General features: G+C 72.2%; 24 protein-coding genes. 9 read left to right on the forward strand and 15 right to left on the reverse strand.

Annotated elements, in window-relative coordinates:
- The first annotated feature begins 2 nt into the window (after window positions 1-2).
- Complete coding sequence (locus HN031_RS03475; protein WP_172266385.1) at window positions 3-1,139, forward strand: calcium:proton antiporter; 1,137 nt, start codon at window positions 3-5, stop codon at window positions 1,137-1,139.
- Window positions 1,140-1,207: 68 nt separating this feature from the next.
- On the opposite strand, the gene HN031_RS03480 is transcribed toward HN031_RS03475, so the two are convergent.
- Genes HN031_RS03480 through HN031_RS03500 form a run of 5 tightly spaced genes read right to left on the reverse strand, consistent with a single transcriptional unit; the run spans window position 1,208 to window position 6,682 of the window.
- Entirely contained in the window at window positions 1,208-2,023 is an 816-nt protein-coding gene (locus tag HN031_RS03480) for an ABC transporter substrate-binding protein (RefSeq protein WP_172266388.1), read from the reverse strand.
- Between the two features lie 4 nt (window positions 2,024-2,027).
- A complete protein-coding gene (locus HN031_RS03485; protein WP_322423093.1) occupies window positions 2,028-2,624 on the reverse strand; it encodes an ATP/GTP-binding protein in 597 nt (198 codons plus the stop codon).
- Window positions 2,605-2,973, reverse strand: coding sequence for a DUF742 domain-containing protein (locus HN031_RS03490; RefSeq protein ID WP_172266394.1), 369 nt, complete (start codon window positions 2,971-2,973; stop codon window positions 2,605-2,607). The genes HN031_RS03485 and HN031_RS03490 overlap by 20 nt, the downstream gene beginning before the upstream one ends.
- A gap of 14 nt (window positions 2,974-2,987) precedes the next feature.
- A complete protein-coding gene (locus HN031_RS03495) occupies window positions 2,988-3,422 on the reverse strand; it encodes a roadblock/LC7 domain-containing protein (RefSeq protein ID WP_172266397.1) in 435 nt (144 codons plus the stop codon).
- Window positions 3,419-6,682 (reverse strand): ATP-binding protein, encoded by a 3,264-nt coding sequence (locus HN031_RS03500; protein ID WP_172266400.1) that lies wholly within the window; start codon window positions 6,680-6,682, stop codon window positions 3,419-3,421. The genes HN031_RS03495 and HN031_RS03500 overlap by 4 nt, the downstream gene beginning before the upstream one ends.
- Window positions 6,683-7,010: 328 nt before the next feature.
- Between HN031_RS03500 and HN031_RS03505 the strand changes: the two genes are divergently transcribed.
- On the forward strand, window positions 7,011-7,943 hold the full coding sequence (locus HN031_RS03505; RefSeq protein ID WP_172266403.1) for an acyl-ACP desaturase: 933 nt from the start codon (window positions 7,011-7,013) through the stop codon (window positions 7,941-7,943).
- Here the strand turns inward: HN031_RS03505 and HN031_RS03510 are convergent.
- From HN031_RS03510 to HN031_RS03520, 3 genes are read right to left on the reverse strand one after another with little or no spacing between them, the layout of a single operon-like run.
- Complete coding sequence (locus tag HN031_RS03510) at window positions 7,940-9,442, reverse strand: cryptochrome/photolyase family protein (RefSeq protein ID WP_172266406.1); 1,503 nt, start codon at window positions 9,440-9,442, stop codon at window positions 7,940-7,942. The genes HN031_RS03505 and HN031_RS03510 overlap by 4 nt on opposite strands.
- Window positions 9,443-9,482: 40 nt before the next feature.
- Window positions 9,483-9,695 (reverse strand): DUF2945 domain-containing protein, encoded by a 213-nt coding sequence (locus tag HN031_RS03515; protein ID WP_172266409.1) that lies wholly within the window; start codon window positions 9,693-9,695, stop codon window positions 9,483-9,485.
- A gap of 41 nt (window positions 9,696-9,736) precedes the next feature.
- The gene (locus HN031_RS03520) at window positions 9,737-10,297 is read right to left on the reverse strand and encodes a helix-turn-helix domain-containing protein (protein WP_172266412.1); all 561 of its coding nucleotides are present in this window, start codon (window positions 10,295-10,297) and stop codon (window positions 9,737-9,739) included.
- A 79-nt stretch (window positions 10,298-10,376) separates the two neighbouring features.
- Here HN031_RS03520 and HN031_RS21290 point away from each other — a divergent pair, with 79 nt between their 5' ends.
- A complete protein-coding gene (locus HN031_RS21290; RefSeq protein ID WP_172266415.1) occupies window positions 10,377-11,987 on the forward strand; it encodes a bifunctional NAD(P)/FAD-dependent oxidoreductase/class I SAM-dependent methyltransferase in 1,611 nt (536 codons plus the stop codon).
- Window positions 11,984-12,472: a TspO/MBR family protein gene (locus tag HN031_RS03530; RefSeq protein WP_253943017.1), complete on the forward strand. Its 489-nt coding sequence runs from the start codon at window positions 11,984-11,986 to the stop codon at window positions 12,470-12,472. Before HN031_RS21290 ends, HN031_RS03530 begins: the two co-directional genes overlap by 4 nt.
- A 59-nt stretch (window positions 12,473-12,531) precedes the next feature.
- Here the strand turns inward: HN031_RS03530 and HN031_RS03535 are convergent, their stop codons facing one another.
- The 3 genes from HN031_RS03535 to HN031_RS03545 all read right to left on the reverse strand — a co-directional run bounded on the left by HN031_RS03535 (window position 12,532) and on the right by HN031_RS03545 (window position 15,041).
- Window positions 12,532-13,080, reverse strand: a complete 549-nt coding sequence (locus tag HN031_RS03535) for a gluconokinase (protein WP_172266418.1) — start codon at window positions 13,078-13,080, stop codon at window positions 12,532-12,534.
- Window positions 13,077-14,444 carry a GntP family permease gene (locus HN031_RS03540; protein WP_253943134.1) on the reverse strand — a complete coding sequence of 456 codons (1,368 nt, stop codon included), beginning with the start codon at window positions 14,442-14,444 and terminating at the stop codon, window positions 13,077-13,079. The genes HN031_RS03535 and HN031_RS03540 overlap by 4 nt, the downstream gene beginning before the upstream one ends.
- Before the next feature lie 81 nt (window positions 14,445-14,525).
- Window positions 14,526-15,041 (reverse strand): hypothetical protein, encoded by a 516-nt coding sequence (locus tag HN031_RS03545; RefSeq protein ID WP_172266424.1) that lies wholly within the window; start codon window positions 15,039-15,041, stop codon window positions 14,526-14,528.
- Window positions 15,042-15,194: 153 nt separating this feature from the next.
- Here HN031_RS03545 and HN031_RS03550 point away from each other — a divergent pair, with 153 nt between their 5' ends.
- Both HN031_RS03550 and HN031_RS03555 read left to right on the forward strand, forming a co-directional pair.
- The gene (locus HN031_RS03550; protein WP_172266427.1) at window positions 15,195-15,512 is read left to right on the forward strand and encodes a WXG100 family type VII secretion target; all 318 of its coding nucleotides are present in this window, start codon (window positions 15,195-15,197) and stop codon (window positions 15,510-15,512) included.
- Entirely contained in the window at window positions 15,509-15,808 is a 300-nt protein-coding gene (locus HN031_RS03555) for a WXG100 family type VII secretion target (protein WP_172266430.1), read from the forward strand. Before HN031_RS03550 ends, HN031_RS03555 begins: the two co-directional genes overlap by 4 nt.
- 30 nt (window positions 15,809-15,838) lie before the next feature.
- Here the strand turns inward: HN031_RS03555 and HN031_RS03560 are convergent, their stop codons facing one another.
- Window positions 15,839-16,750 carry a thermonuclease family protein gene (locus tag HN031_RS03560; RefSeq protein ID WP_172266433.1) on the reverse strand — a complete coding sequence of 304 codons (912 nt, stop codon included), beginning with the start codon at window positions 16,748-16,750 and terminating at the stop codon, window positions 15,839-15,841.
- Window positions 16,751-16,885: 135 nt separating this feature from the next.
- Window positions 16,886-18,121, reverse strand: coding sequence for an HNH endonuclease signature motif containing protein (locus HN031_RS03565; protein WP_172266436.1), 1,236 nt, complete (start codon window positions 18,119-18,121; stop codon window positions 16,886-16,888).
- 319 nt (window positions 18,122-18,440) lie between these two features.
- Here HN031_RS03565 and HN031_RS03570 point away from each other — a divergent pair, with 319 nt between their 5' ends.
- The 3 genes from HN031_RS03570 (at window position 18,441) to HN031_RS03580 (ending at window position 20,109) form a co-directional block, all read left to right on the forward strand.
- A complete protein-coding gene (locus HN031_RS03570) occupies window positions 18,441-19,496 on the forward strand; it encodes a hypothetical protein (protein ID WP_172266439.1) in 1,056 nt (351 codons plus the stop codon).
- Window positions 19,497-19,561: 65 nt separating this feature from the next.
- Window positions 19,562-19,747, forward strand: coding sequence for a hypothetical protein (locus HN031_RS03575; RefSeq protein WP_172266442.1), 186 nt, complete (start codon window positions 19,562-19,564; stop codon window positions 19,745-19,747).
- Between the two features lie 59 nt (window positions 19,748-19,806).
- On the forward strand, window positions 19,807-20,109 hold the full coding sequence (locus HN031_RS03580; protein WP_172266445.1) for a hypothetical protein: 303 nt from the start codon (window positions 19,807-19,809) through the stop codon (window positions 20,107-20,109).
- On the opposite strand, the gene HN031_RS03585 is transcribed toward HN031_RS03580, so the two are convergent.
- Both HN031_RS03585 and HN031_RS03590 read right to left on the reverse strand, forming a co-directional pair.
- Entirely contained in the window at window positions 20,110-21,651 is a 1,542-nt protein-coding gene (locus tag HN031_RS03585; protein ID WP_172266448.1) for a long-chain fatty acid--CoA ligase, read from the reverse strand.
- 9 nt (window positions 21,652-21,660) lie between these two features.
- Window positions 21,661-22,788 carry a DUF5938 domain-containing protein gene (locus HN031_RS03590; RefSeq protein ID WP_172266451.1) on the reverse strand — a complete coding sequence of 376 codons (1,128 nt, stop codon included), beginning with the start codon at window positions 22,786-22,788 and terminating at the stop codon, window positions 21,661-21,663.
- Window positions 22,789-22,843 lie beyond the last annotated feature (55 nt).

Genomic DNA, 22,843 nt, shown 5'->3' on the forward strand with positions numbered 1-22,843 from the left:
GCATGCAGCGGCCATCCTGGACGACCCTCGCCCCCGTGTTGGCCGTCGTGGCGCTGGTGCCGGCCTGGCTCGCACACCCGAAGGGCCTCGTGCTGGGCGCCCTGGCGGTGCTGCTGGTCGCTGCCGTGCTCGCGGCGGTCCACCACGCCGAGGTGGTGGCGCACCGCGTGGGTGAGCCCTACGGCTCGCTCGTCCTCGCGGTGGCGGTCACGATCATCGAGGTCGGCCTGATCGTCACCCTGATGGTGACCGCCGACAAGGACGCATCCGGCCTGGCGCGTGACACCGTCTTCGCGGCGGTGATGATCACCCTCAACGGCATCGTCGGCATCTCGCTGCTCGTGGGGGCGCTCAAGCACCACCTCGCCGTCTTCAACCCCGAGGGCACGGGCGCCGCCCTCGGCACGGTGATCGCCCTGGCCGTGCTGTGCCTCGTGGTGCCGTCCGTCACGACGTCGGAGCCGGGACCGGAGTTCACCGGTGCGCAGCTCGCGTTCGCGGCGGTCGCGTCCCTGGCGCTCTACGGGATGTTCGTGTTCACCCAGACCATCCGGCACCGCGACTTCTTCCTGCCGGTGACCCAGGGCCAGCACTCGCCCGTGGTGACCTCGGCGGGCGGCGGGGACTCCTTCGAGCACGAGCGGCTCGACCTCGACGACGACGGCCACGCCGACCCGCCGAGCAACCGTGCCTCGTTCGTCAGCCTCGGCCTGCTGGTCGTGTCGCTGGTCGCGGTCGTCGGGTTGGCGAAGATCGAGTCCCCCGCCATCGAGTCCGGGGTCGCGGCGCTCGGCTTCCCGCAGGCGGTCGTCGGTGTCGTGATCGCGCTGCTCGTGCTCGCTCCCGAGACGATCGCCGCGGTGCGGGCTGCGGCCCGCAACCGTGTCCAGGTGAGCCTCAACCTCGCGCTCGGCTCGGCGATGGCGTCCATCGGGCTGACGATCCCGGCCATCGCGGTCGCCAGCATCTGGCTCGACGGTCCGCTGGCGCTCGGCCTCAACCAGCTGCAGAGCGTCCTGCTGCTGCTCACCGCCGCGGTCGCCATCCTCACCGTGGTGCCCGGCCGGGCCAAGCCGCTCCAGGGCGGCGTGCACCTCGTCCTGCTGGCGTCGTTCCTGTTCCTGACGATCGCGCCCTGACGTCGTACGCGCCCGAAATGCCGACGACGCCGACCGGGCAGCAGCCCGGCCGGCGTCGCGGCTCGCGATCAGCCGAAGTACTGGTCGTAGATCTCGTCGTAGGTGCCGTCCTCGCGGAGGTCCGCGAGGGTGCCGTTGATCGTGCGGAGGAGCGGGATGTTGCCGTCCTTCTTCACCGCCATGCCGTACTGCTCACCGGTCTCGAACTCCCGCGACAGCTTCAGGTTGGGGTTCTCGGCGACGAACGCGCCGGACACGGTGTTGTCGAGCAGCGCCGCGTCGAGCTCACCGGCGCCCAGCGCAGCCTGCAGTGCCGCCGCGTCGTCGTAGGCCGTCACCTTGGTGGACTCGGGGGCGTAGTCGCTCACGTAGGTCTCGCCGGTGGTGTCCTTCTGGACGCCGACCCGCTGACCGCCGAGCTCGGAGATCTCGTCCAGGCCCGAGCCACGCGGCACGACGAGCGCCTGCCTGGCGTCGAAGTAAGGGCTGGAGAAGTCGAGCACGCGCGCCCGCTCGCCGGTGATCGTCATGGCCGAGATGGCCACGTCGCACACGTCGTTGTTGAGCGAGTCGCCCGAGGTGATGTCGTCGAAGGCGACGTCGAGGACGTCGACGTCGACCTTCAGCGCCTTGGCGATCTCCTTGCCGAGGTCGACGTCGAAGCCGACCAGCTTGCCCTTCTCCTCGTAGACGAACGGGGCGTACGGGCTGTCGGTGCACACCGTCAGCGCGCCGTTGAAGGCGAGCTGGACGTCGGTGAGCGCGTCGGCGGACTCGCCGCTGGCGGCACCACCGCAGGCGCCCAGCGTGGCCAGGAGGGCCACGGAGGAGAGGGCGGCTGCCGCGGTGCGGGCGGGACGGGAGCGTCGGATCGGCTGGGCCATGGGTCTAGTTCGCATTCGCGGTGAGCGACTCACGAAGTCGCATGAGGGAGTATTCGGTGATCTTCACGAGCGCACCCTTGGCCTGCTCGCGGTCGCGAGCGTCGAGGCTGATGATCGGCACGTCGGCGGGCAGGGCCAGCGCGGCGGCGATCTCCTCGGCGGGGTAGCGCGGCACGCCGTCGAACTCGTTGACGGCCACGATGAAGGGGATGCCCTTGGACTCGAAGTAGTCCAGGGGCGAGAACGACTCGTCGAGCCGCGCCACGTCGACCAGCACGATGGCGCCGATGGCGCCGCGGCACAGGTCGTCCCACATGAACCAGAACCGTCGCTGGCCCGGCGTACCGAAGAGGTACAGGACCAGGTCCTCGGCCAGGGTCAGTCGGCCGAAGTCCATCGCGACCGTGGTGGTCGCCTTGGTGGGCACGGCAGCGAGATCGTCGACGCCCTCGGACTCGTTGGTGACGAGTGCCTCGGTGCGCAGCGGATCGATCTCCGAGACGGCGCCGACGAGCGTCGACTTGCCGACGCCGAAGCCGCCAGCAATGACGATCTTCGTCGACGCAGCCGCTCGCTGTGCCTTAGTAGTTTCGAAGTCCACGGAGGGTCCTTTCGATGAGCTCGAGTCGCTCATCTGTCGACGTCTTCTCGGTGATGGTGGCCTGGATGCGGACCAGGCCCTGCTCGATCAGGTCACCCAGCAGCACCCGGGTGACGCCGATCGGCATCTTGGTCAGAGCCGACACCTCGGCCACGGATCGCCGGTCGCAGACCTCGAGAACCTGCGCGGCAGAGGGGGTGAGGACGGGCGCCTCAGCACCAGCCTGGAGACGAAGTGTCGCCTCCATGGCCAGATCGACCTTGGTGGCCGTCCGACCAGCGGTGATGGTGTAGGAGCGGATGAGGCGTGGGCGGTAGCCCTCGTCCTCCGGCTCGACAGGCGGCGTCATCGCACGGGGCCGGCTCAGCCGCCCGTACCGACGCGGGCCTGGGCCTCGACGGTACGTCCCACGCGGTCGACCAGCAGGGCCATCTCGTAGCCCACCTGGCCGATGTCGGCCTCCTCGGTCGTGAGGACCGTGAGGTTGGAGCCGTCGCCGACGCTCATGAGCATCAGGAAGCCCATCTCCATCTCCACGATGGTCTGCATGACGGACCCGCCCTCGAACAGGCGCGCGGCTCCCACCGCGAGGCTGGCGAGACCGGAGGAGACGGCGGCGACCTGCTCGGCGCGCTCACCGGGGATGCTGGTGCTCGAGGCCATGAGGAGGCCGTCGGCCGAGACGAGGATGGCATGCGCGGCGTCGGGGACCTCCTCGACGAAGCGCGACATCACCCAGTCGAGGTCGCGGTCGTCACCAGCGGAGCTGGCGGCGGGGGCGGCGGATTCGTACGTCATGCGGGGCCTGCTTCCGTGTGCTGAGGGGGACTTTGGGCTGCTCGTCGACCACGGGAGACTCCCGCGGTGTGTGCCTGGAGCCGGCGACGGATGGCCTCGGGGTCACGCGTCTTGGCTGCCGTGGGCGGGGTAACGCTACCGGGGACGAGACGCTCCCCGGGGGCGCGGCGCGGAAGTCCGGTGACGGTCGACTCCACGACCGGGGACTCCTCGGCGACCTGCTCGGCGATCTCCCAGCCGCGGTCGACCTCGGTCTCGTGGAACTCGCCGGCCTCACCGGTCAGCCAGCCCGAGCGCATCGACTTGAAGATCGGCGAGTCGCCACTGACGCGCGCCGGCTCGGCGCCGTCGTGGAGCAGGCCGTTGCCGTTCTGGGCCTCGAGGTGGCCGTTGAGCCCGTCGTGGCCGTTCAGCTCACCGTTGCGGTGACCGTTCAGGTGACCGTTGAGCGAGTCGCCGGCGAACGCGGCGGGCGCCTCGTACGGCGTCGGGAACGGCGCCTCGTACGCCGCCGGGGCGGGCTCGGGCTCGGGCTCGACCACGGGCTCGTGGACCGGCTGGGCCGGCTCGGCCTCCGGCTCGGCGACGGCCTGGACCGGCTCGGGCTCGCGGGCAGGAGTGCCCAGGCCCAGCGGGTCACTGGCGTCGACGTGCAGGTCATCCGCGGCGGCCGGCTCCCCGGAGGAGACGGGCTCGGGCTCGGGCTCGGTGACCGGCTCGGGCTCGGGCTCGACCTCTGCCTCGGCGGACGGGCGGTCGTCGCCGAAGGCGTCGACGGGCAGGGGGTCGGAGAGCGGGTCGGACAGCGGGTCGGAGACGCGGGCGGGCTCCTCGGCGACCGGGGTCGGCTCCGACACCTGCTCCGCGACCGGCTCGGGCTCGACCACCGGCTCGGAGACCTGCTCGGGCTCGGGCTCGGAGACGGGCTCGGCGGCCCGGGCCTCCTCGACGGCCTGGCGCTGGCGCGAGGCGAGGGCGGTGATCGGGACGACCGGCGCGACCTTCTCGGGCGTGGTCGGCTCGGCCGGCTCGACGTCGGGCGTCAGGTCGGCGGCGGCGTCCGTCGAGGCGGCATCGGTCGTGGCAGCCGGGGTCGAGGCGGCGGGCGCGGCGGGCTCGCTGCGCTTGCCGAAGAGCGGACCGGTGGCCCCGGATGTCTCCGGAGGCAGGAACGCCTCGGCGCCGGTGCGCGGCATGTTGGCGCCGGGCTCGCGCCGCGGGAGCAGGCTCTCGAGGGAGGGCCGGTCCGGGGTGACGGCAGGAGCAGCAGCGGCCGCGGCGGCAGCGGGCTGCGGCTCGAGCTCGGCCTCCTTCTCGGCCTCCCTCTTCGCGGCCTTCGCCTCGGCGGCGGCGGCGCGCTCCGCAGCCTTGGCCTCGGCCTTCTCGGCGCGGGAGCGAGAGCGGGACTCGCGCTTGGACTCGGCAGCGGCGGCGGGGGCGGCGACCGAGGCGGTCTCGAGGACCTCCGGGGTCGTCGCGGCAGCGGCGGCCGGGGCGGCGGGAGCCGCGACCTGCGGGAGGTCGGGCAGCACCGACGGCGGGAGCAGCACGGTGGCCGTCATGCCGCCACCGGGGTTGCGCGCCAGGCGGGCCTGGATGTCGTGGCGCTCGGCGAGGCGGGAGACCACGAACAGGCCCATCCGTCGGGCGGTGTCGGGCGTTGCCTCGGCACCGTGCTGGAGGTCGCTGTTGAGCTGCTCCAGCTCGGCCTGCGGCACGCCGAGGCCCGAGTCGGTGATCGTGATGGTGACGCCGTCGGGGCCGAGCTTGGCGGCGAGGCGGACCGGCTCGACGGGCGGGGAGTAGGTCAGGGCGTTGTCGACCAGCTCGGTGAGCAGGTGGACCACGTCGGCCGCGGCCTCGTCGCCCACCCGGGTGTTGAGGTGCGAGAGGATCTGCACGCGCTGGTAGTCCTGCACGCCGGAGGTCGCGGCCTGGAGGGCCTCGCCCACGGTGAGGCTGAACTGGCCGGCCGCGCGGTTCGGGGCGTCGGCGAGGATCAGCAGCGAGTCGGCCGTACGACGCATCCGCGAGGCGAGGTGGTCGAGGCGGAAGAGCGACTCCAGGCGCTTCGGGTCCTCCTCGTCGTGCTCGAGGCGCTCGATCTGCGCGAGCTGCTGGTTGACCAGCGAGGTGGAGCGGCGCGACAGCGTCACGAACATCGCGTTCACGGTCTGGCGGAGCTGGGCCTCACCCGAGGCGAGGTGGATGGCCTGGCGGTGGAGGTCGTCGACCGCTCGCGCGACCTGGCCGATCTCCTCGTTGGTGTGGACGTCGATCGTCTTGATCGGCTCCGGCTCCTGGCCGGCACGGATCCGGGCGACCGCGTCGGGCAGCCGGTGACGGGCCACGGCGAGCGCGCCCTCACGGACCTTGCCGATGGGCTCGAGGAGGCTGCGGGCGATGAAGAGGGCGAGCAGGACGGCCGCGGTGAGCGCGAGCAGCGTGAAGAGCGCGCCGATGAGGGCGTTGCGCTGAGCGTCGGAGGCCGCCTCGTCGAGGGTGGTGGTCACGCCGCTGACCAGCGAGGACGTGATCTCGTCGTAGGGGGCGTACGCGTCGCGTCCGCCGAGGTCGGTGGCCGCGTCGTCGCGGATCTCCCCGGCGTGGCGGGTGTTCTGCGTACGCAGCAGGGCGGTCTGCTCGTCCGAGCCCTCGACGGAGCCGGCGAGACGGTCGATGGCGGCCGCCTCCACACCGATCTCCGAGAAGAGGTCCTGCGAGCTGGACTGCGCGAGCGTGGTGGCGATGAGGCCCTGCTGGAGGGCGAGGGAGAGCCGGCCGCTCATGGCCTGCGAGATCTGCTCGAGGCGGGGCTCGGGCGTCTCCTGCGCGGCGTTGACGCTGGTGACGAGCTGGGAGACGCTCGACTCGAGCTGGCGGACCAGGGCGATCCAGGTGGCGGGGCCGAGGTTCTCGGCACCCTCGGCGCGCATCGCCTGGCTGAGGTCGAGCAGTGCGTCGATCTGCTCGGACTGGCGGTCGTTGAGGTCGGCCTCGCCGCGCGACTGCACCAGCGCCTCGGAGGTGGTCGCGATGTCGTCGATGGCGTCGATCAGGTCGCCCTGGCTCGCCGCGTCGTCGGACTGCGCCGCGACCATCGCCGACTCGGCGGCGGTCAGGTAGTCGATCGCGGGGGCGATGACGGTGACCTGCTTGGCGCTGCTGGCGGCCTGGCGCGAGTCGGTGTAGTCGCCGACCACGCGCAGCGCACCGAGGACCGCCGCGAGCAGCAGCGGGATCGCCAGGGCCAGGGCCATCTTGCGGCCCAGTGGCCAACCGGCGACCGTGTTCCCAGCGCCCTTCCGGGGCCGGGCTGCATCCTGAGTCATGTGTGCCTCGCGTGTGGTGAGCGGCTCTGACGACGAAACCGCCCCGGTCGGGGGACCGGAGCGAGACTCAACCTAAAGAGTCGCGCGACATTCCGTGGCGTTTTCGCAGAACTGGGGTGGCGCCGGTGTAAGGGCGTCTGGACCACTTCCGCCTCAGGCTTGCTGCCGGATGGGACGGCCCTCTGGTCAGGCCGGTCGCACGGGTGTAGGCAGGGACCCGAGGACACCGCTCCTCACGACCTGAGGAGATGGATCCATGGCCGCTCTCGACACCACCCAGCTGATGGCCGAGCTCGAGCCGACGGTGGAGGAGAACCTCAACCGCCACCTCGGGCTCGCGGACGAGTGGATGCCGCACGAGTACGTGCCGTGGAGCCTGGGGCGCGACTTCGCCGACCTGGGCGGCGATCCCTGGGAGGTCGCGCAGTCGCAGCTCTCGCCGATCGCACGGACCGCGCTCGAGGTCAACCTGCTCACCGAGGACAACCTGCCGAGCTACCACCGCGAGATCGACCGCGCCTTCGGCCGCGACAGCGCGTGGGGCACCTGGGTCAACCGGTGGACCGCCGAGGAGGGCCGGCACGCCTTCTGCATCCGCGACTACCTGCTCGTCACCCGCGGCGTCGACCCCGTCGAGCTCGAGCGGGCCCGGATGGAGACGATGGAGACGGGCTACGAGGCGCTCGACAAGTCGCTGCTCAACGTGTGCGCGTACGTCTCGTTCCAGGAGCTCGCCACCCGCATCTCGCACCGCAACACCGGCCGCTACACCGAGGAGCCGATCGCCGAGAAGCTGCTCAGCCGGGTCGCGAAGGACGAGAACCTCCACATGATCTTCTACCGCAACATCGTCTCCGCCGCGCTGCAGGTGGCGCCCAGCCAGACGATGCGGGCGATCACCGAGGAGGTCGTCGACTTCCAGATGCCCGGCAGCGTGATCCCCGGCTTCGCGCGCAAGGCGGTGCAGATGGCCAAGGCCGGGATCTACGACCTGCGCATCCACCACGACGACATCGTCACGCCGCTGCTGCGGCAGTGGGGCGTGTGGGACCTCGAGCACCTCGACGAGGACGGCGAGAAGGCCCGCGACGAGCTCGCCGCCGCGGTGGCCGCCCTCGACGGCGAGGCGACGCGCTTCGTCGAGCGCCGTGCCGAGGCCGAGGCCAAGAAGGCCGCGCGCCGGGGCTAGTCCGTCTGGTCGCTGACGCGGGGTGCCCGGTTGCCGCGCCGCTCCTCCTGCTCCACGAGGAGCGGGAGGTCCTTGAGCCGGTCCAGGCCCTGCAGCGCGCGGCCCATCCGGTGGTTGCCGGCGAACGTCTCGCGGTGCCGGTCGAGGAACCACCAGTAGCCGGCGGTGAAGGGGCAGGCGTCGTCCCCGACGCGGACCTTGGGGTCGAAGCGGCAGGAGCCGCAGTGGTCCGACATCTTGTTGATGTAGGCACCGCCCGACGTGTAGGGCTTGGTCATCATCACCCCGCCGTCGGCGTGCTGCGACATGCCGACGACGTTGGCCACCATCACCCAGTCGTAGCCGTCCACGAACGCCCGGTGGAACCAGTCGGTGAGCTGCTGCGGCGACCAGCCGCGCTGCAGGGCGTACGACCCCAGCACCATCAGCCGCGGGATGTGGTGCACCCAGCCGTGCTCGGAGAGACGACCGAGCGTGTGCGAGAGGCAGCGCGCGTCCGTGGCGTCCGCGTCGAGCTCGGCGAACCACTGCGGCAGCCGCTGCCGCGCGCCGAGCGCGTTCTCGTGGCGGTAGTCGTCGCCCTGGTTCCAGTAGGTGTGCCACACGTAGTCGCGCCAGCCGATCACCTGCCGCACGAACCCCTCGACGCTCGCGATGGGCGCCGCGCCGCTGCGGTACGCCTGTTCGGCGCGCTCGACGACCTCGAGCGGGTCGAGGAGGCCGAGGTTCATCGAGGCGCTGATGAGGCTGTGCGCCATCCACGGGTCGCCCTCGAGGATCGCGTCCTCGTAGGCACCGAACTCGGGCAGCCGGTGCTCGACGAAGTGCTCCAGCGCGGCCAGCGCCTCCGCCCGGGTGGCGGCGAAGAGGCGCGGGCCGTCGCTGCCGATGGTCCGGACGGTCCCGTCGCGCTCCCACCGGTCGAGGTCCTCGCGCACCTCGGCGTCGATCTCGTCCTCGGTCGGCCACCACGGGTCGGTGACGCCGAGCGTCTCGGCGCCCTTCGGCGGTGGCAGCCGGTTGTCGTGGTCGAAGTTCCACCTGCCGCCGACCGGCTCCCCGCCGTCGACCAGCACGCCGTGCGCCAGCCGGGCGCGCCGGTAGAAGTCCTCCATCAGGAGCCGCCTGCTCCCCCGCCCCTCGGCCCAGCGCTCGAAGTCCTCGCGCGCCGTCGCGTAGCCGCGGGCCGGCAGCACCGTCACGCCGAGCCGCTCGACCAGCCCCAGCGCGGCGTACGACGTCGGGTGCAGGACCTCGACGTCACCGGCATCCTGGTGCTGCACGACCACCTCGGTGTAGGTGTCCGCCTGCACGTAGGTCATCCGCTCGCCCGCCTCGGCGGCCCGGTGGCGCATCGCGCTCAGCACCAGATGGGCCTTGGCGCGGTGGAACCGGCGCCGGCGCAGCACGCCGATCGACTCCACCATCAGCAGCGGGCCCTGGTGGTCGTCGGCGAAGTGGGGGCCCAGCTGGTCGCCGAAGAGCCATCGCGTGGTCATGGCCGGCGCCCGGTGCGTCGGGTCCGTCGAAGTGGAGTGGTCAGGCCCGCTCGACCTCGCTCTGCAGCTTGAGGACGACCGTGCCGTCCTCCTGCTCGATGACGTAGGCGGGGTCGTCGTCGCTGCCGTGGCGCGTGATCTCCGCCCCCTTCGTCGTGCGGGACACGTCGCCGTGGTGCACCTCGGTGACCTTGCCCTCCGCCCACGAGCGGCCCCACTTCCACTTCACGGTCGTGCCGGTGCGGATCGCCATGGGCCCACGGTGCCACGCGGCCCCCAGCCGCGGACCACCCCTCAGGAGCGGACGTGCATCCGCTCACCCTGGGGCCCGAAGATCGCCAGCACCTCGGCCGGCGTCGGCCCGGGGTTGCCCACCCAGTGCGGCGTGCGCGTGTCGAACTCGACGACCTCGCCCGGCTCGAGGGTGATGTCGCGGTTGCCGAGGAGCAGACGCACCTTGCCGCTGAGGACGTAGAGCCACTCGTAGCCCTCGTGGGTCTGCAGGGTCGGCGGCGGGGTGTTGTCGACCGGCAGCACCATCTTGAAGGACTGCAGCCCGCCCGGCCGCCGGGTCAGGGAGATGAAGGTGCGGCCGTGCCGCACGACCGGCTTCGAGCGGATCCGCGGGTCCCCCGTCTCCGGCGCGTCCACCAGCTCGTCGAGCGCGACGCGGTGGGCGCGCGCGAGCGGCAGCAGCAGCTCGAGGGTGGGCTTGCGCTGGCCCGCCTCGAGCCGGGAGAGGGTGCTCACCGAGATGCCGGTCTCCTCGGCCAGGTCGGTCAGCGTGGCCTCGCGCTCGAGCCGCAGCTGACGCAACCGGGGACCGACCCCGCGCAGCACTCCTTCGTCGTCCATGCGCTCCAGTGTGCACACGCTTTGCCGATCCAGCAAGGATGTTTGTCATAGTGGCGATCACCTGCGCACCATGGACGACATGAGCGAGAACACGGACAGCAGGAGCACGGACATGTACGACGTGGTGGTGGTCGGCGGTGGCGCAGCCGGCCTGAGTGGTGCGATGGCCCTGGGCCGCTCCAGGCGGTCGGTGGTGGTCGTCGACGCGGGCGAGCCCCGCAACGCACCCGCCGACCACGCCCACAACTACCTGGGGCGCGAGGGGGTCCCTCCCCTGGAGCTGCTCGAGACGGGCCGCGCCGAGGTGGCGGCGTACGGCGTCGAGGTGGTGCGCGACCGCGTCGTCGGCCTCTCGGGCGCGGCCGACGACTTCCTCGTCACCACCGAGGGCGGCCGGCGCTTCCGCGGACGCCGCGTGCTGGTGACCGGCGGGGTGGTGGACGAGCTGCCCGACGTGCCCGGCCTCGCCGAGCGGTGGGGCGTCGACGTGCTGCACTGCCCCTACTGCCACGGCTGGGAGGTGCGCGACAAGGCGATCGCGGTCCTCGCCACCTCGCCGATGGCCGGCCACCAGGGCCTGCTCTTCCGCCAGCTGTCCGACGACGTGGTGCTGGTCGTCCACGACGGCGTCGAGCTGCCCGACGAGGAGCTCGAGAAGATGGGCGCCATCGGCGTCCGCGTCGCGCACGGCACCCCGCAGGAGGTCGTGACCGACGGCGACACCCTCGTCGGGCTGCGGCTGGCCGACGGGTCGGTCCTCGAGCGGCAGGCCATCGTGGTGGCCTCCAAGCCCCACGTGCGGGCCGACTGGCTCGCGCCGCTCGGCATCGAGCCGCAGCCCTTCGAGATGAACGGTGTCCCCTTCGGGACCGTCCTCGCCGTCGAGCCGACCGGCGCCACGGTGGTGCCGGGCGTCTTCGCGGCCGGCAACGCCACCGACATCTCGATGACGCTGATGGCCTCGGCCGCCCACGGCATGCGCGTCGGCGCCTTCGTCAACGCCGAGCTCGCGTCCGCGGACGCCACCCGGGCCGTCGCCGAGCGGCGCGCCGAGCACTTCGAGCGCCCCGCGTGGGAGGAGCGCTACTCCGGCGACAAGGTGTGGAGCGGCCGGGCCAACGCCCAGCTCGTGGCCGAGGTCACCGGCCTGCCGCCGGGTCGGGCGCTCGAGGTCGGGTGCGGCGAGGGCGGCGACGCGATCTGGCTCGCCTCCCAGGGCTGGGACGTGACGGCCGTGGACTTCGCGGATGCCGCGCTCGCCCGGACGGCCGAGCACGCCCGGGAGGCCGGCGTCGGCGAGCGGATCACCACCCGCCGCGTCGACGTACGCACCTTCGAGCCCGACGGCGAGACCTGGGACCTGGTCACCTCCCACTTCGTCCACCTCCCCGACGGCGCGATCACCGACCTCGTACGCCGGCTCGGCTCGGCGGTCGCCCCGGGCGGCACGCTGCTCGTGGTGGGCCACCACCCCGAGGACCTCGCCACCGGGTTGCGGCACGGCCACCACTCCTACCTCTTCACCGCCGAGCAGCTGCTGCCGGCGCTCGACGACGAGTGGGAGGTCGAGGTCTGCGAGTCGCGTCCCCGCACGCAGGCGCACCCGCACACCGGCGAGGAGATCGCCCTGGCCGACGCGGTGCTCCGAGCGCGGCGCCGGTCGGTGCCGGTCGGCATGATGGAGGCATGACCTCTCGGGACATGCCCCTCGTGCCGCCGGCCCGTCAGTGGTGGACGCTGATCCCGTTCCTCGCCGCGGTGACCGCGGTGGCGGGGCTCGGCGGGCTGGCGGCGGCCGGCTCGCAGGCGACGTACCGCGCGCTCGACCTGCCGCCGTACGCCCCGCCGTCGTGGCTCTTCGGGCCGGTGTGGTCGGTGCTCTACCTCGGCATCGGCGTCGCGGGCTGGCTGCTGTGGCGCGCCGGCGGCTGGGACCGGGTCATGTGGCTGTGGGTGGCGCAGCTGCTGCTCAACCTCGCGTGGACGCCGCTGTTCTTCGCCGCCGACCTCTACACCGTGGCGCTGGTCGAGATCGTCGTGCTGGCGGCCGCCGTCGTGCTGCTGATCGCGTGGTCGTGGCACCGCTCGCGCGCGGCGGCGTGGCTGCTGGTGCCCTACCTGGCGTGGGTGTGCTTCGCGACGGCCCTCACCGCGGGGATCGTCGTCCTCAACTGACGGCGGGTCAGGTCGGTCGGCGGGTCAGGCCGGTCGGCGGGTCAGTCCGGTCGGCCGGGTCAGTCCGGTCGGCCGGACAGGTCGAGCCGCGCCAGGACCAGCGCCGCGAGCCGGTCGACCGGGAGAGCGGGATCGACGTCCATCCCCTGCTCGTCGCGCTGGAGCGGCTCGAGGGTGTCGAGCTGCGACTCGAGCAGGCTCGGCGGCATGAAGTGGTCGCGGGAGCTCATCCGCTCGAGGAACATGTGCTTGTCGCCGGTGCAGTGCACGAAGAACGTCGCCTCGCCGCCGCGGCGCAGCACGTCGCGGTAGGCCTTGCGCAGGGCGCTGCACGTGATGATCGTCGGCTCGCCACGCCCGTCGCGCTCCGCGGTCCAGTCGGCCAGCGACTCGAGCCAGCCCCAGCGGTCGGAGTCGGTGAGCGGCCGGCCCTCGCGCATCTTCGCGACGTTCGCCGGGGGGTGGAAGTCGTCGCCCTCGGCGAACTCCCAGCCCAGCCGCTCGCGGACCGCCTGGGCGACGGTGGACTTCCCCGAGCCGGACACGCCCATGAAGACGAGGTGCAGCGGTCGGTCCGCGCCACCGTCGGCCGACGCGTCCTTGGTCATCCGACGGCCCAGATGCCGAGGGCCAGCACGAAGATCGAGACACCGAGCGTGGTCTCCATGACCGTCCACGTGCGCAGCGTGGTCTTCACGTCCATCCCGAAGAACCGGCCGACCAGCCAGAAGCCCGAGTCGTTGACGTGCGAGAGGACAGTGGCACCCGCGGCGATCGCCAGGACCAGCGCGACCAGCTGCAGCGACGACGGGTCGGCGTCGGCGACACCGGCGGAGATGAGCCCTGCCGTGGTCGTCAGCGCCACGGTCGCGGAGCCCTGGGCGACGCGGAGGATCGTCGCGATCACGAAGGCCGACACGATCAGCGGCAGGCCGAGGTCGGCGAGGGAGTCCGACAGCGCCTCGCCGATCCCGCTGTAGCGCAGCACGCCGCCGAACATCCCGCCGGCGCCGGTGATGAGGATGATCGCGCAGATAGGGCCGAGGGAGTCGTTGAGCAGCGTCTCGATCTCGCCGCGGGAGTATCGCCGGATGGCGAGCGTGTAGGTCGCCACGAGGAGCGCGATGAGCAGGGCGACCGGCGTCTGGCCGACGAAGACCAGGATGTCGACGAAGGTGCCCTCCTCGGCGATCGAGCCGTTGGTGCGCAGCGTGGTCAGGATGGTGTTGGCGCCGATCAGCACCAGCGGCAGCAGCAGGATCGCGAGCACGTGCCAGAAGGCCGGCGGGTTGTCGTGGTCGGCCTGCTGCCCACCGGTCAGCACCGAGTCGTCGATCGGGACCTGGACCTTGCCCAGCCACGTGATGGTCACGAGGTAGACACCCACGAACCACGCGACGACGGCCACCACGACGCCCACGAGCAGCGTCAGGCCGATGCTGGCGCCGAGCTCGGTCGCGGCGGTGACCGGTCCCGGGTGAGGCGGAACGATGGCGTGCATGGCCGCGAACGCTCCGGCGGCCGGGAGGGCGTACATCAGCACGGAGCCGCCGAAGCGCTTGGCGACGGCGAAGATGATCGGCAGGAACACCACGAGGCCCGCGTCGAAGAAGATCGGCAGGCCGAACAGCAGGGCGGCGACACCCAGCGCCATCGGGGCGCGCTTCTCGCCGAAACGGCTGATCAGCGTGTCGGCCAGGACCTGGGCGCCGCCCGTCGCCTCGAGCAGCCGGCCGATCATCACGCCGAGCGCGACCAGCAACGCGACCGTCCCGAGCGTGGTGCTGAACGCGGCTATGGCGACCACCGGCACCTCGGCGACCGGCACGCCGGCCGCGACCGCGGTGCCGAAGCTGACCAGGACGAGCGCGATGAACGCGTGCATCCGGAGGACGATGATGAGGACGAGCAGGATGGCGACGGCGGCCGCGGCGATCAGCAGCAGGGTGCCCGAGCTGTAGACGGGCGTCATGGTGTCCACGTGTACCTCCGAGGTGGGGTTGCCTCACCCTAGGGCGTCGCGGCGACAGAGCTGAACACCCTCGCTGCCGCCTCAGGCGCGGCGCGGCCGGAAGGCGATGACGTTGGCGGCGAGCGTCGGCATCGCGGACGGCGACGCGTCCGCGTCGTCCTCGTCGGCTTCCTCGCCGCACGGCGCGCGCAGCGTACGACCTGACGTCCGGTTGCCCGTGACCTCCACGAGCCAGGGCTCCGCGTCGTCGTACGACCGACCGACCACCGCCCCGTCGAGGACGTGGTCGAAGGTGAAGTCCTCGAACCGCGGGCGGCCCTTGCCGAGGGCGCCCGGGGCCAGCAGGTGCTCGACGAGGAACTCGAGGGACGGCGCCATCCACCGCGTCGCCTCGGACCCGTCCCACTCTAGGCAGCACCCGCGCAGGCAGGCGACCCAGGCGAGCCGGGCGAACGGCACGGCGTCGTTGCCCCGCCCCGTCGGCGTGCTGCGCAGCGTGCGTCCCGAGTCCGTGAGCGCGCGGAGGAAGCCGGTCTCCGCCGGGTTGAGCGGCGGTGCGACCCGGACGGAGCCGGTGAAGCCGAGTGCGTCGAGCATGGGTACTCCTCGTCGTCGAACGTGGCCAGCCTCTGCCCGTCGCGGGCGGACGGAAACCCGTCCACCCAGACCTGTGGAGAGGGACGACGACGTTCTCCACAGATCGCACGGAGGGGGTGTCGCCGGCACGCCGCCCCGGGTCAGGGTCGGTACGTGATCCTCTCGGGAAGCCTCGCCTACGACCTCGCCGCGCACGACGCGGCCACACCCCGCCTCGCCGCGCGCCTGGCCGAGCTCGACGAGCGGCGCCACGCCGCCGAGCGCACCGTCGACGCGCTCCTCGCCTCCTGGCGCGGCGACGCCGCTACCCATTTCGCCACGCGGTGGCGGGAGTGGGACGACGCCGCCGCGGAGGTCGTCGACTCGCTGTCCGCACTGCTCGGCGCCATCGACCTCGCCCGCCGCGACGTCGAGACGGCCGAGTCCCACGGCGCCGACCGGGCGACCGACCTCGGCGGGCGGCTCGGGTGACCGCCTTCGACGTGGACCTCGACGAGCTGCGCCGTGCCGTGAGCGAGCTGGCCTCCTGCCACCGCGGCCTCCTGGCCCTCGCCTACGACGTCGACCAGACCCACGACCAGCTGCAGGCCGGGTGGTCCGGGCAGGCGAGCGCGGCGGAGGAAGCGTCGTACGACGCTTGGCGCGGCCGGCGCGCCGACATGGTGGCAGCCCTCGCCGCGCTGACGGCGATCGCCACGGCAGCCGACGAGCACTACTCGCGGGCCGTCGACGCCAACCTCGCCCGGTGGGCGCAGGTCACGGCCTGAGTCCCGCGCCCGGCCGTACGGTCCGATCTGTCAGCAGGGGTACCAGACGACACCACCGGGCTGGTAGCACCGCGGACCGTTGTAGCTGTGTGGCACTCCGGGAGGCCACCAGCCGTCGTGCGAGTTGTTCGACGACGTGCTGCCGTTGTTGCCGCTGCCGCCGTTGGTGCCGCTGCCGCCGTTGTTCGAGGCGTTCGCGGCGGCGTGCCACTGTCGGGTCTTGGCGGCGCGCACGGCGCGGACCCGCTTCTGCGCCGGCACACGGAGGCCACGGGCGTACGAGGTGAACCAGGACGACGCCGTTGCGCCGTACCTGGCGGCCGTCACCAACGTGAGGAGTGCGGCGGCCTTGTCCAGCTTGCCCATCGCCGCTCGGTACTGCGTCCTCGACCGGACCGGCATGGCCTGGGCCTCGGAGGTCAGGGTGCTGGCTCGACGAGCACGCGACACGGGGGTGCAGGAGCGACGCGGGTCGAACATCCCGACGCCCTGCCGCTCGGCCCGGGACGCCGCCGCCACGACCCTCGGGTAGTAGCGCGTGTTGGGGGCGATGGCGAGCGGGAACCCGAGTCCGCGCTCGGCCAGCGAGACGGACAGCCACTCACCACCGGTGGGCTTGACCAGCGCGAGGAGGCGGTCGTACGGATCGCGACGATCCCGGTCCACCCGCAGCTGCACCTCCCGCCCGGCAGGAAGCTGTCGCTCGGTGAAGGCCGTCGCGCGGTCTGCCATGCAGGTGCCGACCTCGGGCGTGTCGATGTTGAGGAACCGCACTCGCTCGGTTCCGGACCCGACACCGGCCTCGATGGTGTCGCCGTCGACGACACGGATGACGCTGCCCGCCAGGGACGGCTCGGCGTTCGCCGGCAGCGACAGCACGCTCGCGACCATCGTCACCGTGGCAACGATCACCCCCAGGGGCAGGGCGCGACTGGTGGGCATGGATGAGCGACCTCGGGACTGCACGACAACTCCTGTGAATTGGGTCTGCACGATCTGGCGCGCCAGATTGGATCACCTCGCGCTGACAGCCGCATGGATTTCGGGACGTGTTGTTCACCTCCCGCCACGGTCGGCCTATCTGCGTCTGACGTAGGTCACGGAGTTGTCCGCATGGACCTCCATCTCGTAGCGGGCGTCGTGCGCGAGCCGGTGGTGCCGGGGACAGAGCAACCGTCCGTTGGTGAGGTCCGTCAGCCCCCGGCGCGACCACGGGGCGTCGTGGTGGGCGTGGCAGCCGGATGCCGTGGTGTCGCAACCGCGGGCGGTGCAGCCGTGATCGCGTAGCCCGAGAGCGACGCGTTGCGCCTTGGTGAAGAGGCGGGCCGTACGGCCGAGGTCGAGGGGCTGCGACGCCGTGCCGAGGACGGCCGGGATGATGCCTGCCTCGCAGGCCAGCCGACGCGCCTCGCCGGCGCTCATCCGGCTGCCGTCGTCGAGGAGGGCCGTCGCGTGCTCGCCCGCAAGCTGCTCGAGCGTCATGGTGACCACCACGGTGGCGTTGACCCCGGCCGTCTGCGGCGTGTGGTCGACGGGGTAGCGCTCGACGTACTCGACGAACGCCTCGCCGAGTCGCCGGCCCAGGGGCTTCCAGGCGCCGCCCTCGTCCGTGAGCTCCTCCTGCGTGTGGCGGGCGGGGTTGGCCAGCGCCAGCAGGTGCCGTCGGAGCATCGCGCCGACGTGGGAGGGCACCGTGAACCGACCACGGCACCGACCCTCGCCGTCGTCGACGAGCGACAGCTCGACGGTAGCGGCCGCCCGGGCCTCCTCCTCAGCGAGCAGCCTCGCCTCGTGGCACTCCCCCACCTCGGGCGCCACGACGTCGAGGATCCGCTTGCCGATCTGGCGCAGGTCGTGGGCGTCGTGGTGGGCCGCCGCCAGCCCGAGCATCGTGTCGCGGGCCAGCTCACGTGTCTGCGTGGTGACCGAGCGCGGCAGCGCGTCGACGGCGCCGACGATCGATCGGGCCTGCTCCGTGCGCAGCACACCCGAGGCCAGGGCGTCGGCCACCTCGCCGTGCTGCTCGAGTGCGCGCGCCAGCGCCAGGTCGGCGCGCGTCGCCCGTCGGGTCGAGCGGCTCTCCACTGCGAGCCAGGCAGCAGCGTCCTTGAGCCCGTGCGCCTCCCCGACATCGTCGGATGCGGCCAGCACCCGCAACGCGAGGGCGTCGAGGCGGGACCGCGCCTCCGCGAGCGCCAGGAGCGCCGCTTCCTTGTCAGCGGTGGCGAGGAACATCGGCTCGAGGTGGGCGACGCCCTTGATGGCCGCGGCGATGTCGTCGGCACACGCGACGTAGGCGTTCACTGCTTCCATCGGGGTCACCTCCTCGACACACTCCACGGACTCCACCCGGTCTCCGGGGTGGGCGGTGAGGCATGTCGGCTCGGCTGCCAGCTCGTCGCCCGTGAGCCAGGTGGCGTCTCCGGAGCACCAACCGGAGTTCTCTGGACGACTGTCCCGACCCTCAGCCCGACCTTCTCCTCGAGGAGCCGGGACTGCCGGACGCTCTGGACCGGGTGGATCGACGTGCTTCTCACATCGTACCTGTGTTCGAATAGAGTCGCAACCGTTCCTCTCCACAGATTGCGACAGAGGGATGGCGGGGGCCCGCCGACCGCATCAAGGTGGAGGGGTGCAGATCAGTGTGGAGTGCGGCGGGTTCACCCGGGCTGCGGACGCCTGCCTAACCGCCAACCAGACCGCGGCAGTGCTCACGCAGGCGCTCGCCGTGCGCCTCGGCCACCACGGCGGCATGGCCGGCAACGACGCGACGTCCGCCACCGTCGCCCGTGCGTACGACTCGGGTGCCCATGAGTCGCTCGCCGCACTCGCCGACCTCACCCACGCCTTCATCGGTGCCGGCCGCCTGCTCGAGGCGACCAGCGCCGAGCACGCGGCCGCGGAGTCGGCCTCGGCCGGGGTGCGCACCGCTGCCTACGTCGGCGGCGGACTGGCCGACTCGTACGTCCGGGTGCAGCCGCCACGGCTGCCCCCGGGCGTCGGCGGCCAGGAACCCTCCCTCGGCACCGTGGACGCCTGGATCCTCGACCAGGTCGAGGGCTTCGTCTGGCCCTCCGCCGACGTGGACGGACTGCGGTCGGCGGCTGCCGAGTGGCGACGGGCCGCGGCGGCGACCGCCGGGCTGGTCGACCACCTCGAGGCCGCCGTGGCGCTCGTCGAGCTGCAACGCTCCCCCGAGGTGCCGCTCGCGGTCGACGCGCTGACCGACCTCGGATCACTCGTGGGCGACACCGCCTGGGAGCTGTCGTCCGTGGCGACTGCGTGCGAGGAGTACGCCGACGCGGTCGAGGCCGCACGGGAACGCACCCGAGCCCTGCTGGCGGAGATCGCCCAGATGATCGTCGAGGGCGCGGCCGTGTCGGCGATCGTCACCGGCCTGACCGGCGGCCTGGCCGGCGGGGCGGCACTCGGCGCCGCGGCGGCGCGGGTCCGCGCGCAGGCGCCTCGCTTCTACGCCCTCCTCACAGCGCTCAGCGCCGGCGTGACGACGGCCGCCGCCCGCCTCGACCGGGCCGTCGACGAGCTCGTTGTCATCAGGTCACGCGCCGAGAGGTTCGTCCGCGTGCCGGCGCGAGGTGAGCGCGGCAGCATGAAGCACCCGACCAGCTGGCTGGGGCGGGACCGCAAACCGGGCGCCGACGGCCGGACGTCGAGGACCCGAAGCTGAACAACTACGTCGAGCAGCTCTTCAAAGGTGTCGACAACCCACGCCGCACCGGGGACGGAACCACGATGGACGCAATTCGTCACGAGCTGCGGACGGGCGAGACGGTGCACAATCGGCGACACATCATCAAGGGCGAAGAAACCCTGCGCGGACTGGAGAAGTGGTTGCAGAACAATCCTCATGCCCCTGCGTCGGACCGCAGCCTGGCGCAGAAGCTCGCCTCGGAACTGCGAGAGGCGCTGGCGTCATGACACCGTCCCAGGAACTGGCAACCCGGCTTGTGCACGACTTCCCACGCCTGACTCCACTCATGGACGAGCACCTCGCAGACCAGGAAGGGGAGCTGCTCCCCTACCTGCTCCTCGCCGACGTCGCACGGTGGGCCCAGGCGACGTACGCGTCACAGCCGCAAGCGGTCGGAGACGTCGTGGACTGGCTGGAGGTCGAGTACGTGCGAGCGGAACCGGCCGAGAAGGACCTGATCGGGCTGGGCTTCGTCGAGGCCATCCCCTACCGGCCCGAAGGCGCCCCGTTGCTCGCGCGGCTCGGTCCGGAGCTGACCCAGGTCGCCGACGACCTCGGGCTGCTCACCCACCCCGGCGAGCTCAGCTGATCACCCCACCAGCTCCCGCTTGATCTCCGTCTTCAACACCTTCCCCACCTTCGACCGGGGCAGGTCGGACCAGACGTGGACCTCCTTGGGCGCCTTCACCGACCCGATCCGCTGCTTCACGAAGGCGGTCAGCTCGTCGGTGTCCACGGACGCCCCCGGGTGGGCCTGGACGACGACCACCACGCGCTCGCCCCACTTGTCGTCGGGCAGCCCGATGACGGCGCAGTCCTGGACGGCGGCGTGGGCGAGGACCGCCTGCTCGACCTCGGTCGAGTACACGTTGAACCCGCCGGTGATGATCATGTCCTTCGCGCGGTCGACGATGTGGAGGAAGCCCTCCTCGTCGAGGAACCCGATGTCGCCGGTGTGCAGCCAGCCGTTGCGAAGCGTGGTCGCGGTCTCGACCGGGTCCTTCCAGTAGCCCGCCATCACCAGCGACGACCGCGCGCAGATCTCGCCGCGCTCCCCGGTCGCGACCGGCCGGTCGGACGGGTCGAGGATCGCGACGGTCACGAGGGGCGCGGGACGACCGGCGCTGGTGAGCCGCTCGACGGCGATCGTCCCGTCGGCGCGGAAGTGGTCGGCCGGCGGCATCATCGAGATCATCATCGGCGCCTCGGTCTGGCCGAACAGCTGCGCCATGACCGGCCCGATCCGCACCAGCGCCTCCTCGAGCCGCGAGGCCGACATCGGCGCGGCGCCGTACCAGAAGCACTGCAGGCTGCTGAGGTCCGTCGAGTCCAGCGACGGGCTGCCGAGCACCATGTAGATCAGCGTCGGTGGCAGGAACGTGTGGGTGACCCCGTGGGCCTCCACCAGCCGGAGGAAGCCCTCGACGTCGGGCGTGCGCATGATGACGACCTCGCCGCCGAGCGCCAGCACCGGGAAGCACAGCACGCCGGCCGCGTGGGTGAGCGGCGCCAGCGCGAGGTAGACCGGGCGCCCGTCGAACGGGTAGCCCATCAGCGTGAGCGCGGTCATCGTCTCCAGGTTGGTCGGCGTCAGCATGACACCCTTCGGCCGACCGGTGGTGCCCCCGGTGCCGACCAGCATTGATTGCCCGTCGACACCGGGGAGTAAGGGGCGGTCGGCCACGACGGTGGACGTGCCGTGGTCGAGGAAGGCCTGCCACGTGAGCGCGCCGGCGTCCGGGGCGTCGAGGCAGACCCACGTGTGCACGTCGGGCAGGTCGTCGCGGATCGCGGCGACGAGCGGGGCGAAGCCGGATGCGTAGACGACGACCTCGGCGTCGAAGAGCGCGAGCAGCTCCCGGTTCTCCGCCGCCTCGTTGCGCGGGTTGATGGGGCACCACACGCCGCCGGCGCGGCTGATCCCGAAGACGCAGGTGAACGCCACCGGGTCGTTGGCCGAGAGGATCGCGACCCGGCCGCCGTCGCCGAGACCGCGGGCCACCAGCGCGGCTGCGACCCGGTGCGACAGCGCCACCACCTCGGCGTACGACGACGAGGTGCCGTCGGTGGTCAGGCAGGGGCGGTCCGCGCCGAGGCTGGCGCCCTTGTCGAGGTAGTCGTGCAGCCGCATGGGGCCGGCTCAGTCCTGCGTGGTGAGCACGGGCGCGGACACCAGGCCGAACGAGCGCAGCACCCCGAGCAGCTCGTGGTGGCCGAACGCCTGGCAGCCCGAGGCGAAGCCGACCCGCCGCGGCGGCTGCTGCAGCAGCGCGTAGGCGGCATAGGCCTGCAGGAGGCCGGTCTGCTTGTAGTTGGAGTTGCCGTGGATGACGCAGTGCGCGCGGCCGAGCGGACCCGACGCGTGCACCGAGTCGAGCGACTTGTTGACCCGCGGGTTCTCGCGCGGCGGCATCTGGTCCATCACCTGGCGCGCCGTGGCGGTCAGCGCGGCCGCGCGGTCGTCGGCGTTCATGTCCTTGGTCGCCTCGAGCGCGCCGGCGACGATCTGCGGCACGCCGTTCATCAGCGCCGCGTTGAAGACGCCTCCCTGCGCCTTGCAGGTGGCCACCCGCGGGTCGCGGCGGAACCACACCGGGTGCGACGTGCCGCCCCACGGCAGGGACTGGGCGAGCTCGTGCTGGCCGGGGACGACCAGCGGCACCAGCCCCTGCGCGGGGTCGAAGGGGACGTACGCGTTCTGCTCGAGGTAGTGCGCGGCCGACGAGGCGGCGTTGACGAGGATCGTCTCGGTGGAGGCGATGGTCGGGGAGCCGCCCCAGAAGACGGCGATGTCGAGGGTGTCCAGGCCCGGCTTCTCGAGGCAGAGCTGCGCGGCGATCTCGCCGGTGGTGTACATCTGCGCGATCCCGGGCGACAGCAGCAGCCCGGCCTCGGCGTACCGCTCGCCCCACTGCTCGTCGCACGCCATCAGCCAGTCCTGCTCGCCGGTGGTGTCGGTGTAGTGCACCCCCGCCCGCAGCGCCGCCTCGACGACGGTGGGGCCGAGCGTGCTGAACGGACCCACCGTGTTGAGCACGACGGAGGCGCCGTCGAGGAGCTCGGCGATGCTCTCGACGTCGTGCTCGACCTTCCTCACCTCGTAGTCGGCGGTCTCGACGCCGGCGACGTTGTGGGCCAGCGAGGACTCGAGCTTCTCCTGGCTGCGCCCGGCCGCGACGAACGGGACGTGGTGCTCGCGCAGGTACTCGCAGATCAGGCGACCGGTGTAGCCGGACGCTCCGTAGACGACGACCTTCTTCTCGCTCATGACTGTGCCTCTCGGGCGGTGGGGACGGCGGACGGACGGAGGGGACGAGGGCTGG

This window comes from Nocardioides sp. zg-1308, assembly GCF_013155375.1.
Taxonomy (GTDB): Bacteria; Actinomycetota; Actinomycetes; order Propionibacteriales; family Nocardioidaceae; genus Nocardioides; species Nocardioides renjunii.

Excerpts from the sequence above, each read along its gene's own strand:
- HN031_RS03590 (WP_172266451.1), bottom strand. The coding sequence starts at position 22,788 with ATGAGCGAGAAGAAGGTCGTCGTCTACGGAGCGTCCGGCTACACCGGT.
- HN031_RS03480 (WP_172266388.1), bottom strand. The coding sequence starts at position 2,023 with ATGGCCCAGCCGATCCGACGCTCCCGTCCCGCCCGCACCGCGGCAGCC.
- HN031_RS03545 (WP_172266424.1), bottom strand. The coding sequence starts at position 15,041 with ATGCTCGACGCACTCGGCTTCACCGGCTCCGTCCGGGTCGCACCGCCG.
- HN031_RS03500 (WP_172266400.1), bottom strand. The coding sequence starts at position 6,682 with ATGGCCCTGGCCCTGGCGATCCCGCTGCTGCTCGCGGCGGTCCTCGGT.
- HN031_RS03515 (WP_172266409.1), bottom strand. The coding sequence starts at position 9,695 with ATGGCGATCCGCACCGGCACGACCGTGAAGTGGAAGTGGGGCCGCTCG.
- HN031_RS21290 (WP_172266415.1), top strand. The coding sequence starts at position 10,377 with ATGAGCGAGAACACGGACAGCAGGAGCACGGACATGTACGACGTGGTG.
- HN031_RS03540 (WP_253943134.1), bottom strand. The coding sequence starts at position 14,444 with ATGACGCCCGTCTACAGCTCGGGCACCCTGCTGCTGATCGCCGCGGCC.
- HN031_RS03495 (WP_172266397.1), bottom strand. The coding sequence starts at position 3,422 with ATGACGTACGAATCCGCCGCCCCCGCCGCCAGCTCCGCTGGTGACGAC.
- HN031_RS03565 (WP_172266436.1), bottom strand. The coding sequence starts at position 18,121 with ATGGAAGCAGTGAACGCCTACGTCGCGTGTGCCGACGACATCGCCGCG.
- HN031_RS03585 (WP_172266448.1), bottom strand. The coding sequence starts at position 21,651 with ATGCGGCTGCACGACTACCTCGACAAGGGCGCCAGCCTCGGCGCGGAC.
- HN031_RS03505 (WP_172266403.1), top strand. The coding sequence starts at position 7,011 with ATGGCCGCTCTCGACACCACCCAGCTGATGGCCGAGCTCGAGCCGACG.
- HN031_RS03510 (WP_172266406.1), bottom strand. The coding sequence starts at position 9,442 with ATGACCACGCGATGGCTCTTCGGCGACCAGCTGGGCCCCCACTTCGCC.
- HN031_RS03520 (WP_172266412.1), bottom strand. The coding sequence starts at position 10,297 with ATGGACGACGAAGGAGTGCTGCGCGGGGTCGGTCCCCGGTTGCGTCAG.
- HN031_RS03575 (WP_172266442.1), top strand. The coding sequence starts at position 19,562 with ATGGACGCAATTCGTCACGAGCTGCGGACGGGCGAGACGGTGCACAAT.
- HN031_RS03580 (WP_172266445.1), top strand. The coding sequence starts at position 19,807 with ATGGACGAGCACCTCGCAGACCAGGAAGGGGAGCTGCTCCCCTACCTG.
- HN031_RS03490 (WP_172266394.1), bottom strand. The coding sequence starts at position 2,973 with ATGACGCCGCCTGTCGAGCCGGAGGACGAGGGCTACCGCCCACGCCTC.
- HN031_RS03475 (WP_172266385.1), top strand. The coding sequence starts at position 3 with ATGCAGCGGCCATCCTGGACGACCCTCGCCCCCGTGTTGGCCGTCGTG.
- HN031_RS03530 (WP_253943017.1), top strand. The coding sequence starts at position 11,984 with ATGACCTCTCGGGACATGCCCCTCGTGCCGCCGGCCCGTCAGTGGTGG.
- HN031_RS03535 (WP_172266418.1), bottom strand. The coding sequence starts at position 13,080 with ATGACCAAGGACGCGTCGGCCGACGGTGGCGCGGACCGACCGCTGCAC.
- HN031_RS03560 (WP_172266433.1), bottom strand. The coding sequence starts at position 16,750 with ATGCCCACCAGTCGCGCCCTGCCCCTGGGGGTGATCGTTGCCACGGTG.